The following is a 12,830-nucleotide window of genomic DNA, read 5'->3' on the forward strand; positions in this document are numbered from 1 at the left end:
AAAATTATAAAGAGGTTGATCAATTAGATGGATTTTAAGACTTTAAATCACTACAAATAAATACTACTTATTTTTGAATAGTATAGTTTGTGAATTCTGTTTTATTTTAGTGTTTAGAGTGACAGAAAAAAGAAGGCTGCTCTTGAGAGCAGCCTTTGTTATTACTTAGCAGAGATCTTATTAAAATCTATGCTAAAGTTTGAATTTAAATATTGCAGTTAAGTTTACAGACCACAACTTTCATACAAACTTCCCAAATTACTTACAGGAGTAAAATTCGTATCGAAGCTAGGTCCATAAACGGTCCTAATATCTACACGGTCTACAACCCATTTCCAATCCTTAGGAGTAATTAAACCATTTTTCATTTCTTGTCCATCTTTTGTGAAAGTGGAAGGCGTAAACATATTACCCATTGTAAGGTCAAATATGCCGTCATTTCCATCTACACCTAGATTTGCATCATATGGATTTAGAAGAAAATATGTAAAGTCTGGAGCATTAGTAATATCAACCTTTACGGTTTTCACAATACCATTTCCCGTTACATCGTTACATCTAGCATTTACAAAACCGCTATTAGTGTTAAATGCAGCCTGCCTAGTGTTTTCATAAACGACTACCTCTGTATTACCTGATGAGTCATCTACACTAAAAGCATCTCCAGAGATCACATAACCAGTTCCAGGTAACCAGAATTTGAACGCAAGCTCAGATCCTGCGCTACGCGCAAGTGGCTCAAATACAAAGTTTAATTCTCCTGTATTGATATCTGTAAATGACTTAGTTTGTACAATTAAATCATTATAGTCAGCGTCATTTTGGTTATCATTACCTCTCAGAGCTTCCCATGCTACATTGTAAGTATTGCTAAAGATATCGAAATCTCCATCACAGTTTTCGTTTAAGTGTAGATAACCATCTTCTGCATTGATCATGTCAACTCTGTCTAGTGACATTGTCCCTTCGAATAATATACCATTAACGAATAACTCGATGTAGAATGATTGATCTTCTGTAGGAATACTTGGATCATAAGGGAATTTTAAGCAAAGGAGTTCATTATCTGGATTATCGCTATCATAATCACCGTCAGCAGAACCTGTCCAGATTAAATCTTCTTCAGAAGTAGATTCTTCATTAGGATAAATAAACGCTTCTAGTGAGGCTACTGCGTGTCCAGCGTCTGGCTCACAGAAGTTTGCAAATACACATAAATTTTTGACTTCCTTGATTGTTACATCCCAGAAAACAAAACCAAATTGAGGTGGAGTAAACTCCTCAATGCATAGTACTTCAATATCATATTCTATTTTTCTATAGTTTTCTACTCTTACATCAAACGGTAGGGACTGACTTACAAAAGGGCCAAACTCGCTACCTGTAAGTGGCGTAGCAAATAATTCATCACCGTTGCCATCAAAAAGAACAAAACTAGTCACTTGATAAGTTCCAGGATCTAATTCTATGAGGTCTGTTTTATAGCTATCTCCCCAAGCTTTCATGTCTATGGTATAATCTATTCCTCCCATAGTCAACACCGCGTAGGAAGCTAATGCCATGTCACATGCCTCTTCATCTTTAGCTGAATCACTAGATTTAGCATCAGACTTGGCGTCAGCAACCCTATGACCAGATAATACAAATTCAACACCACTGGCTTCTTCCGAAATGCTATCCCCTTCTTCATTTTGACAAGAGTATAAAAATACCAGTGCAAAGAAAGCAATTAATAGATTAAATGTTTTTGATAAATTATTCATGATTTAATTAAATTTTGATTCTTAAATTTTTCTGTTTTGAAATGTCTGATTGAACAATTTCTTACTGGTGACCTAATTTGTAAATCCATAACAATTGATTTTTTATTTATATTAAGCTTGAATACTTTGATTTAAAGAAGACTGCTAAAAAGCAGCCTTCGATATGACTTAGACGAGGCTGTTCTAATAGGCCTGTACTAAGAATTTGAACCATGTTCTTTCTAACAATTTAAGAACCACTACCACAACTAGAGTTTACCCATAATTCTGGATCAGTTCCGTTGTTGTTTGGAACAAGGTAGTCCGGTGCTATATAATGATCTCTGATGTCAAAACCATCTAAAAGCCATTTGTAGTCTCCTGGAGTAATCAAAGCATTAGGGAATTGATTTCCGTCTCTATCTGTATAAGTAGATGTTGTGAATAAATTTCCAATGGTTAAATCATACGTATTACCGCCACCAGTTACATCTAAATTTGCATCAAATGGATTTAAAAGAAAATAAACAAAGTTTGAAGCATTTGAAACATCAACTGTAACTGTGACTATATTCCCAGCTTCACTGATACCAGGACATTTCGTATTTACATAGTCATTACCTGAAGGAAATGCAGAGTTTGTAGATGGATAAACTGTCACCTCTGTGTTTCCAGCCACATCTGATGCAGAAACACCTGAGCTAGCAGAAGAGATCGTATAATTTGAAGAATTACCAGGCAACCAGAATCTGAAAGCATGATCAAAGCCTCCACCTCGAGCTAGTGGCTCAAAGACAAATGTTAAGTCACCCGAAGTAATATCTGTAAACGTAGTTACGTTCACAATAAAGTCGTTGTGATCACCATCGTTCCTTCCTGCATCATCATTAAGATCCTCCCAAGCAATATTTGAACTAGTACTAAAGATATCAAAATCACCTTGACAATTTTCATTTAAGTGAAGGTATCCATCTTCTGCATTGATCATATCAACTCTATCCAATGGCATAGTTCCTGTAAATAATACACCATTTACTAATAACTCAACGTAGAATGATTGATCTTCTGTAGGGATGCTAGGGTCATAAGGGAATTTTAAGCAAAGTAGTTCATTATCTGGGTTTTCACTATCATAGTCACCATCTGCAGAACCTGTCCAGATTAAATCTTCTTCAGAAGTAGATTCTTCATTTGGATAGATAAACGCTTCTAGTGAGGCTACTGCGTGTCCAGCATCTGGCTCGCAGAAGTTAGTGAATACACATAGATTTTTAACTTCTTTGATTGTTACATCCCAAAAAACAAATCCAAATTGTGGTGGAGTGAACTCTTCAACACAGAGTACTTCTACATCATATTCTATTTTTCTGTAATTTTCAACAGTTACGTCGAAAGGTAGCGCCTGACTTACAAAAGGTCCGAACTCACTATTTGCCATAGGTGTTGCATAAAGTGGATGACCATCGGCATCAAAAAGTTGCACATTAGTCACTTGATAAGTTCCTGGTCCGAGCTCTATAAGATCTGTCTTATAACTATCGCCCCATGCTTTTAGATCGATCTCATAGGTATCTCCGCTAATTTCTATAACAGCATAAGAAGCTAAAGCCATGTCACAAGATTCTGCATCGTTTTTAGCATTTGCAATTCCAGACTTAGCATTACTTACCCGGTCTCCAGCAAGAAGGAACTCAACACCACCTTGTTCTTCTTGTGATGTGGATTCTTCATCTTGACAGGAATACATAAAAAGCATTGCAATGCAAGCAAAAAGTAAGCTGAAAGGTTTTAATAAATTTTTCATGATTTTAATGTTTTAAGGTTTAAATTTTGAATAAAAAGCGTCTTTTCAGTTGATAATTCTCAGGGGATCTAATGTGTGGTTCCATAATTCTCAGTTTTTTATTTATGATAAAATTAGGATTTAACTATATTTTTCCTTAGTTTTTTAACAAAAAACAAGCTTTAGAAAAGTTATCAACAAATTGTTAATACACTGAAAAGCAGATTCTTATTGATTTTTACCTAAATTTAATAGCATTAAAAATGAATAAATGGTAATATTTATTCTTAAATAAAACACAAAAAAATTGCTTACTTTTTTATAATAGTGATATTAAAGTCTTTAGAATCAGTATTTTGACCTTAAATAAAGTAGAGATTGGATAATTCAGGTTTTGAATTGTATCTGATTAGGGAATAGTACTTATATTAGGCTTTAAAGAGATGAAGACTCTCAGTTTAGCTTATAATTATAAGTTTTAGTTGATAACGACTTTAAATTGTAAATCTATTTGATAAAGAATTGGAGAAAACCCGTCTCAAATAATTAGGATAATTAACAAAGGGACTGAAGTTTGTTTTACATAGAATATACTTTCTAGTCAATAAAGATTTACCTCACTTGCATAAAATAGAATAACCTTTAGAAAGATGATTTATAATTTACTCATCAAATCAAAGAGATAGTTCAAGTCTAACATATTTTATTTCTGAAAAAGTGCTAAACATCGTTCTTTTTCTACTGCAGATTCTATTACAATAGTATACCAGGATTTTTGAGCGACCTCTTTGCATCTAATTTGAATTTGATGTCCGAATTCTGAAGCATCCTCTATAGAAGCACCGTAAACTACCTTTCCAATACCAGCCCAAACAATTGCACTCATACACATTGGACAAGGCTCTACAGTAGAGTAAAGTGTAAGCTTACTGGCGTCATTATAATCCAAGTATTTTAATTTTTGAATGACGTTGATTTCGGCATGAGCTACAGGACCATCATGTTTTGTGGTGTTGTAAGCTTCTATGTGGTCCTGTTCTTTATTAACGATCACAGCACCAAAGGGTGAATTTCCTAAAATAGCTTGGTCTATCGCTTTACACATCCAGAAGTTTTTATCTTTTGACATCTTTGTTTGTTTATCAGCAACAAAGCTATTAAGTTCATCTTAGCAAGAATAATTTTTATTATAATTTTATTTAGACAACTTTTAATTTCTCTTTTTCTGTAAATATCAATTACACCGAGTTTTTCATTCTCTATTTATACTGAAATAGAAAAACATTTTTACTTTTATTGTTTATATCTAATTGTTGACTAATATTTCAAAAATGCGTTTTGCTAAATTCATTTTCAAATCTATTTTAGGGTGGTCAATTCAAGGTGAATTTGATAAAACAATTCTGAAGACGGTCGTCATTCTATTGCCTCATACTAGCTGGCACGACTTCTATATGGGAGCTCTTGTAAGGAAAATTGTACAGGTTCCCATCCATTATGTGGCCAAAAAGGAATTGTTTGATTCCCCTTTTGGCTGGTATTTCAGCTGGATGGGTGGAGAACCAATTGAACGCTCATCCAAGCAAAATAAAGTTGAACAGATTGTCAACTTATTCAATTCAAAAAAAGAATTCAGACTCGCTATAGCTCCTGAAGGCACTAGAAAAAAAGTGAATCGTTGGAGAAGCGGATTTTATTATATCGCCCATCATGCAAAAGTTCCGATCACAGCTGTTGCATTAGACTATTCCTCCAAAACAGTAAAGATTTCAGAACCTTTTTACACCACAGGTAATTATGAAAAAGATGTGCAAGTCTTGGAGCAATTTTACCAAGGCGTAGTGGGAAAAATTCCTGAATACACTTGAACTAAAAGCAGAAGAACATATTTTTTTTAAGCTGGTGTAAATTCTTTAAAAACTTTGGAATAACTTAAAATAGGAATTGAACTGTTTAAGTACGCAATAGTCTATAATTGTTTGAATACCTAAAAGTTAAAGACGGAAATTTCTACTCAATTTCATTCAGACTAAAAATTTAAAGTAAAGCAACTCTAAAATGATGTAAGAGTTTTGAATTCGACTTAATTTTTCTTTAGCTGATCGTCTTTTTTCAGACTCTTAAGCAGAGATATACTTACAAAAATCAAGATAATAGCAAAAGGAAAACCAGTCGAAATGGATGCAGATTGTAGTGCAGACAAACCACCACCAATAAGAAGAGCAATAGCAATAGAACCTTCCATAAATGCCCAAAATACTTTCTGACCTTTTGGAGCGTCAAGCTTACCCCCAGAAGTCATAAAATCTACCACCAACGAACCACTATCAGAAGAAGTGATGAAAAAAGTTCCTACGAGAATGATGCTCAAAATTGCAGTGATTTTGTAATACGGTAGATTTTCCAGCATTTTGAAAAGTCCCATAGAGCTGTCGTCGGTCACGACCTGAGCTAAATCTATGACAGAATTAAGTTGCATGTCCAGGGCTGTTCCACCTAATACTGACATCCAAAGCATAGAAAATAAAGAAGGCACCAATAGGCCGTAAATAGCAATGTCTTGAAGTGTTCTTCCTTTGGAAATTCTAGCAATAAAGGTTCCTACAAATGGCGACCAGGAGATCCACCACACCCAGTAAAACATTGACCAGGATTTAAACCATTTTCCCTGCTCCCCATATTGATTCCTGTAAGTACTCATTTCAAAAAAATCAGTGAGGTATAAGCCCAAACTTTCAACAAATCCATCAAATAACAGAACGGTAGAACCTACAAATAAAATAAAAAGAAATACAATTCCAGCAATGATCATATTGAAATTGCTCAAATATTTTAGACCTTTATTCAATCCCGAAAGTACCGACACCGTTGCTATTAATGTGATTCCAATAATAGATAGAATTTGAAGATTCACAGAATTTGATAAACCTGACAATTCAGAAATACCAGTTGTAAACTGAACTGCACCAAAGCCAAGTGTAGTTGCCAGACCAAACAGCGTGGCTAGAACGGCAACGACATCTATCGCGTAACCGACAAAAGAATTCATGTAGTTTCCAAAAAGTGGTTTTAGGGTTGATTTTATGGATAATGGCGCTTTTTTATTGAAGGTGAAATAGGCTAAAGCAATGCCAAGCAACGTATATATTCCCCAAACATGAAATCCATAATGGAAAAAAGTGTGCTTCATCGCCAACTTCGAATTCTCTACTCCAGAAAGACCGGCCTCAATAGGATTACTAAAATGCAACATGGGTTCTGCAACACTAAAGTAGACCAGGCCAATACCCATTCCTGCCGAAAACAACATAGCAATCCACGAAAATTTGTTAAAATCGGGACGCGCCTCTTCTCCCCCAATCCTTATTTTTCCAAATCGACTAAAGGCTATAAAAATGACGAAAAACAAAAAATAATTTATAGCTATATTGATGAACCAGCCAAAATTCTCAGACATATAGGTTCTGAAACTTGAAAATCCTGCTTCGGCTTGTTCATTGAAAATTATTGTGAATGCAACAAAAATCACTGTTATTAAAGCGGAGGGAATAAATACTGGTTTTGAAATGTCGAAATATCTGTTAGTGTAGTTCTTCATGTTCTATCATTAGTATTAAAGGTATTAATCATTTTAATACCTAAATATTCAACTGCGTAAGTTTCAGTCGCAAACTATCAAAAATAAAATAGATCGAGCGTATAAGTAATTCGATCTCAATTTCATGTTTTCAAATGAAACTAATAATTGCTTTTAATCGCTTTAAAAATGCAATTTAAATTAAAAACTATCTTATTGTTTTTAAGGTGAGGTTCTTTAGGATTTAATAACAGATCTTAAATGGGAAAAATGAATTGAATAAACATTAAAATTATTTATACATATTATTAATTATTCAATGAAATCAAATTTTAAATAAATTATAATTATAATTATTACTTAAATTTTGAATTATCATCATTATAAAGATAGAAAAAGTATGTATTTTTAATAAAAAACATGAAACTAAAAATCTTTTTAAGCTTGACACTTGCAGCTGTCTTTTTAAGCAGTTGTGCAGTTATTAGACCTGGTGAAGTTGGAGTGAAACAACGCCTGGGAAAATTGAGTAATGAACCCGTGGAAGAAGGATTTCGATTCTACAATCCTATCACAACAATCTACCTCAGGGTTTTGGTAAGAACAAACAATGTTGAACAGACTTTATTATTACCTTCTAAAGAAGGTTTGACAATTGTTTCAGAAGTATCGGTTTTGTATAATATCGATAAAAATGAGGCTCCCAACATTATCCGAGATATTGGTAAAAACTTTGAACGGGATGTGTTGATCAATACCTTAAGATCTTCCTCTGCAAACATTTCAGCAAAATACTTTGCGAAAGATATGCATAGTCTTTAAAGAAATGAAATAGAAGAGTCTATAAAGGCAGATATGAATGAACTTTTAGCAAGTAAAGGATTTGATATCCAAGCTGTTCTGCTTAAAAGCATAAATTTACCAGCTAGGCTTTCTTCTGCTATTGAAGATAAATTGAGAGCAGAACAACAAATTGAAGAATTGGAATTTTTAGTTCAAAGAGAAGAAAAGGAAGCGAACAGGAAACGTGTTGAAGCAAAAGGTATACGTGATTCCCAAGCCATCATTAATGAAGGCTTATCCCCAATGCTTATTCAATTTCAAAGTATTGAAGCCTTTAGAGAGTTGAGCAAATCACCTAATACCAAAATCATCATTACTGACGGTAAGGCTCCTGTCATGTTGAATACGAATTAGAGTTAAATAATTTTGATGATTTTGAATTGGCTTTAGAACCTATCTAAATTAAACTAGATAGGTTCTCTTATTTATAGTAAGTCCTTATTGTTTTTAAATTTCACAATCAATCTCATTGGGTTTTAATCCACCAATTCAATTTTTAATCAATCAAGCGTTTAAGTCTTTGAAGTGGATTTGTATAATTCTATGCATATTACTAGAGGTTTGGAGTTTAGTACTATGTCAATCAATGATTAGCTTAGTGCATTTCATTTTTTATTCAATTTTTTGCATTGACTTTTAACTTTAATTGAAATAAATCCTCGCCAATCTCATGAGTGTTTGACTAAGCCTAATCAAAATCTTTTGTAAAATAAGTTTTTATCCTTTTCAATAAATAAATGCCTAAAATCATGATGTATTATACAAAAAAAAGCCTCATATGGATGTGAAGCTTTAATTAGTAGCGGGGACTGGACTCGAACCAGTGACCTTCGGGTTATGAGTTTCATCAAAATCGCTATATTTTGATGAAATTAACCTTTTTATAGCAAAAAAAAGTAAAATCGTTTACGCGATCGTTTACCCTTATTATTATTAATTTTAGACGAATATAAGGCAATTATTACTTTCAAATATGCTGGAATACCATAAAACTGAACAGGATTTGAAACTAAATTAATTCAAGTAGAAATTATATGCTTTTACGTATAAAATATTTATTTTAATTGTTTTTATATCTAATTGCATATAGTTTTATATATTTGATCATAATTATATTTAAAAACATATAATGAATCAATTAGCGGATTTTGTAAAAGAGCGTAGAAAGCAAGTTAATCTTACACAGGAAGAATTTGCCGATCGTGCAGGAGTTGCATTGACTGTCATTCGTAAAATTGAACAGGGTAAAACCAATCTCAATATGGAAAAGGTCAATCTGGTTCTTAGAATGTTCGGTCATGAATTAGCACCTACCAACAGTAAAGAAATCAAGAAATGAGACAAGGGAAGGTATTTTATAAAACTTATTTGGCTGGAATCATCACAGAAACCAATGACGGTGAATTTGTGTTTCAATATGATAAGCATTATGTAACAAATCATCCTCATGAATTTATCACCTTCACCATGCCTGTTCAAAATGAAGCCTACACCGAAAAACGACTCTTTCCTTTTTTTGAAGGCTTAATACCAGAAGGCTGGTTACTGGATATTGCTTCTGAAAATTGGAAGATCAATAAAAATGACAGAATGGGTCTATTATTGGCTTGCTGTCAAAACTGTATCGGTGCCGTAAGTGTTAAACCAATACCACTAGAAGATGAAAAATAAGTGTTTGTATTGTTATAAAGCTATTGAAAAAGGATATGACTTTCATGAAGATTGCTCCCTTCAGTTTTTCGGTTCCAAAACACCACCTGAAATAGAGTATTCTCTTAACCAAATGGATGAACTTGCCAAAAATGTTTTAGAACGCAGCATTGCTGTCCCAGGCGTTCAACCAAAACTCTCTTTATCATTAACTGATGAAGCTAAAAACAATTCCAATACACGCTTAACTGTAGTTGGTGCTTTGGGTGGTCAATACATTTTTAAACCACCTTCTGAGCGATTTCCTGAAATGCCAGAAAACGAACATGTCACCATGCGTATAGCAGAAGCATTTGGAATCAGGGTTGTTCCCTCATCGCTTATAAGGCTATCGTCTGGAGAATTGTCTTACATCACAAAACGAATAGACCGAACAGAAGACGGAATGAAAGTACATATGATCGATATGTTTCAAATCACAGAAGCATTTGATAAGTATAAAGGCTCTATGGAAAAAATCGGAAATGCCCTGGACAAATATTCCAGTAACACTTTGCTGGACAAGACTTTTTATTTTGATTTAGCTCTTCTCTCCTTTCTTACGGGAAATAATGACATGCATTTAAAGAATTTCTCAATGATTGAAAGTCAGACGGGTTGGATATTGTCACCAGCTTATGATCTTTTGAATGTCTCCATAGTACTACCAGACGACACTGAAGAACTTGCCTTAACCTTAGCAGGGAAGAAAAAGAAATTAAAGCGAGAGCATTTTGAAAAACTAGCTAAAGGCATGGAATTAACACCCAAACAAATCAAAGCGAGCTTCAATCGAATTAAAAAAAATAAACCTAAGGCCATGGAGTGGATTCATCAATCCTTCCTATCAGATGGCATGAAAACGGCTTATATCAACTTACTCAATAGTAGATATCAATCCTTAGAATTATAAATCTAACCTCAACAGTTTTATAAACAAATTATAGAATTGAATCAAAAAAGCAGAAGCAGGTATGATACAGCGTTTGGTATAAATGAATGGTTAGTAAAGAAAATAATTAAAAGCTTTTTCTGATCTGGTAGTGATTCCCCCACCAAACTTCCTGGCTTCTTTGTAACTTAGGAGATCTAACTAATTTATATATTAATATTAAACTCTATTACAATCAACCTTATATCATATTCAGTTTGCTTTAGATTATAGATAATCACATAATGGTTTGTTTGAATTAAAATTAAAACAAAAAGTCTGGTCGGTCTAATAGTTGTTATTTTTTTTGCTAATGCTATGCATTTATCAAAAGAAGAACGTGTGAGGGGTTTTTGTATTAAACCTTTAAAAAAATGAGAATCAAATTCTTCTAAGCTCAATGTACTCTCAGTGTATGATGTAAATAAAAAAAAGCTTATTAATTCAGTGATTTGAGAAGGAAAATCTTTGAGCCTGTTATGAACTTTTAATCCATTCATGATTGGCATATCATAATCGCATAGAATGATAAAGTGAGGTTTGTTTTGGACTAAAAAATCATCTTCAAAAAACTCTGGTGGACATTCATAAGTTTTGATTATAATATTAGGATTATAGCTAATTATTTGATGTTTAGTTTTTGATAAAACATAACTTGAATCGTCGATTAAGATGAAGCACACTTCCATAATAAAATCTGGTTTTGTAAATTAATTAACAAAAGTTATACCAGTGACATTTTTGTCTATTTTAGTAGGAGTTTATTAATTGATATTTCAATTTATTACTAAATACGTAATTATTTTCCGATAATCGGAATATTGTAAAATTATTAAGTTGGAAATATTTTTAGAAATTTTAAAAACTGTAATATTGTAATTTATAGATGTAGAATTAATATTACAAATGAAGTATAAAGTATTTATAATTGAAGATGATTTGTGGTACTTAAAAAAACTTCGCCATCAACTACTCATGAATCCAGATCATGAAGTTGAAGTTTTCTCTGACCCTGATTTATTATTAAGAAACTTATCGAAGAAGCCAGACTTGATTTGTATGGATTTTATGCTTCCTCAAATGTCAGGTTATGAATTACTAGACGGTATATTAAAAGTAAATCCAAACCAGGATATTATAGTAATCAGTGCCCAGGAAAATATAAAGACGGCTATAGAATTGATGAAAAAGGGAGTAAGAGATTATGTAGTTAAAGATGAAAACTCTAAGCAACAAATCTGGAAATCCATTGAAAACATAAAAGAAAGAAAAAAACTAAACGAAGAAATCAATTATTTAAAAGAGGAGTTAAAAACGAAATATGATTTCTCTACACATATTATTGGAAACAGTAAAAAAATAAATCAGGTGTTTAAATTATTACCAAAAACACTTAAATCAAACATTAATGTCTTAATAAGCGGTGAAACAGGAACGGGTAAAGAATTAATTGCCAAATCAATACATTTCAATAGTACGTTTAGTAATGGTAAGTTTATACCAATCAATGTTTCTGCCATTCCAGATCAACTTCTGGAGAGCGAATTATTCGGATATGAAAAAGGAGCCTTTACAGGTGCTGACCAAACCAAAAAAGGTAAAATAGAATTAGCAGATAATGGTACTTTATTCTTAGACGAAATAAGTGAAATGAGTATGCCAATGCAGGCAAAGTTGCTGCGAGTATTGCAGGAAAGAGAAGTTACAAGAGTTGGCGGACTGGTATCGATACCAGTAAATTTCAGATTAATTTCTGCTTCAAATAAAGAACTAAATGAAGAGGTCAAGCTTAATAATTTTAGAGAAGATTTATATTACAGATTAATTGGCTTTCCAATACATCTTCCTCCTTTAAGAGAAAGAGATAATGACACCTTAGTTATTGCTAAGTACTTCGCAGAAGAATTTTCAAAGCAAAATGGTAGAAAAACTCCTGGTTTCAGTAAGAAAGCTACTGAAAAACTACTAAGCCATTACTACCCAGGTAATGTAAGGGAACTTAAATCCGTGGTAGAGTTAGCCTGTGTATTATGTGAAGATTCACTTATAAGACAAAATGACATTAGTTTTCCGAAAAACAACGTAGACTTAAGTGTTCATCAGAATCTTACTCTAAAAGAGTACGAAATCAAAATCATAAAATATCACCTAGAAAAAAACAACAATAGCGTGTCTAAGACTTCTGAAATTTTAGATGTTGGAAAAACAAAAATTTACGACCTGATCAAAAAAGGTTCGATAACCATTTAATTTTTTTTTCAGATG

The 12,830-nt window shown here is 32.9% G+C and carries 10 protein-coding genes and 1 pseudogene; 6 read left to right on the forward strand and 5 right to left on the reverse strand.

The window, feature by feature from the left end:
- Positions 1-224: 224 nt before the first annotated feature.
- The 3 genes from LB452_RS00575 to LB452_RS00585 all read right to left on the reverse strand — a co-directional run bounded on the left by LB452_RS00575 (position 225) and on the right by LB452_RS00585 (position 4,654).
- Positions 225-1,763 carry a DUF4842 domain-containing protein gene (locus LB452_RS00575; RefSeq protein ID WP_224459786.1) on the reverse strand — a complete coding sequence of 513 codons (1,539 nt, stop codon included), beginning with the start codon at positions 1,761-1,763 and terminating at the stop codon, positions 225-227.
- 229 nt (positions 1,764-1,992) lie between these two features.
- A complete protein-coding gene (locus LB452_RS00580; RefSeq protein WP_224459787.1) occupies positions 1,993-3,546 on the reverse strand; it encodes a DUF4842 domain-containing protein in 1,554 nt (517 codons plus the stop codon).
- Positions 3,547-4,228: 682 nt separating this feature from the next.
- Complete coding sequence (locus tag LB452_RS00585) at positions 4,229-4,654, reverse strand: nucleoside deaminase (RefSeq protein WP_224459788.1); 426 nt, start codon at positions 4,652-4,654, stop codon at positions 4,229-4,231.
- A gap of 202 nt (positions 4,655-4,856) precedes the next feature.
- Between LB452_RS00585 and LB452_RS00590 the strand changes: the two genes are divergently transcribed.
- Positions 4,857-5,393, forward strand: coding sequence for a 1-acyl-sn-glycerol-3-phosphate acyltransferase (locus LB452_RS00590; protein WP_224459789.1), 537 nt, complete (start codon positions 4,857-4,859; stop codon positions 5,391-5,393).
- Positions 5,394-5,608: 215 nt separating this feature from the next.
- Here LB452_RS00590 and LB452_RS00595 read toward each other — a convergent pair whose 3' ends face one another.
- On the reverse strand, positions 5,609-7,123 hold the full coding sequence (locus LB452_RS00595) for a BCCT family transporter (RefSeq protein WP_224459790.1): 1,515 nt from the start codon (positions 7,121-7,123) through the stop codon (positions 5,609-5,611).
- A 399-nt stretch (positions 7,124-7,522) separates the two neighbouring features.
- Between LB452_RS00595 and LB452_RS00600 the strand changes: the two are divergent.
- The 4 genes and pseudogenes from LB452_RS00600 (at position 7,523) to LB452_RS00615 (ending at position 10,547) form a co-directional block, all read left to right on the forward strand.
- Positions 7,523-8,299 (forward strand): annotated as a pseudogene (locus tag LB452_RS00600) (prohibitin family protein).
- A 775-nt stretch (positions 8,300-9,074) separates the two neighbouring features.
- Entirely contained in the window at positions 9,075-9,284 is a 210-nt protein-coding gene (locus LB452_RS00605; protein WP_224459791.1) for a type II toxin-antitoxin system Y4mF family antitoxin, read from the forward strand.
- On the forward strand, positions 9,281-9,616 hold the full coding sequence (locus tag LB452_RS00610) for a HipA N-terminal domain-containing protein (RefSeq protein ID WP_224459792.1): 336 nt from the start codon (positions 9,281-9,283) through the stop codon (positions 9,614-9,616). Before LB452_RS00605 ends, LB452_RS00610 begins: the two co-directional genes overlap by 4 nt.
- The gene (locus LB452_RS00615; RefSeq protein WP_224459793.1) at positions 9,606-10,547 is read left to right on the forward strand and encodes a HipA domain-containing protein; all 942 of its coding nucleotides are present in this window, start codon (positions 9,606-9,608) and stop codon (positions 10,545-10,547) included. Before LB452_RS00610 ends, LB452_RS00615 begins: the two co-directional genes overlap by 11 nt.
- Before the next feature lie 185 nt (positions 10,548-10,732).
- Here LB452_RS00615 and LB452_RS00620 read toward each other — a convergent pair whose 3' ends face one another.
- Positions 10,733-11,254, reverse strand: coding sequence for a response regulator (locus LB452_RS00620; RefSeq protein ID WP_224459794.1), 522 nt, complete (start codon positions 11,252-11,254; stop codon positions 10,733-10,735).
- A gap of 217 nt (positions 11,255-11,471) precedes the next feature.
- Here LB452_RS00620 and LB452_RS00625 point away from each other — a divergent pair, with 217 nt between their 5' ends.
- Positions 11,472-12,815, forward strand: a complete 1,344-nt coding sequence (locus LB452_RS00625; RefSeq protein WP_224459795.1) for a sigma-54-dependent transcriptional regulator — start codon at positions 11,472-11,474, stop codon at positions 12,813-12,815.
- Positions 12,816-12,830: the final 15 nt, after the last annotated feature.

The organism is Psychroflexus longus, assembly GCF_020164595.1.
Taxonomy (GTDB): domain Bacteria; phylum Bacteroidota; class Bacteroidia; order Flavobacteriales; family Flavobacteriaceae; genus Psychroflexus; species Psychroflexus longus.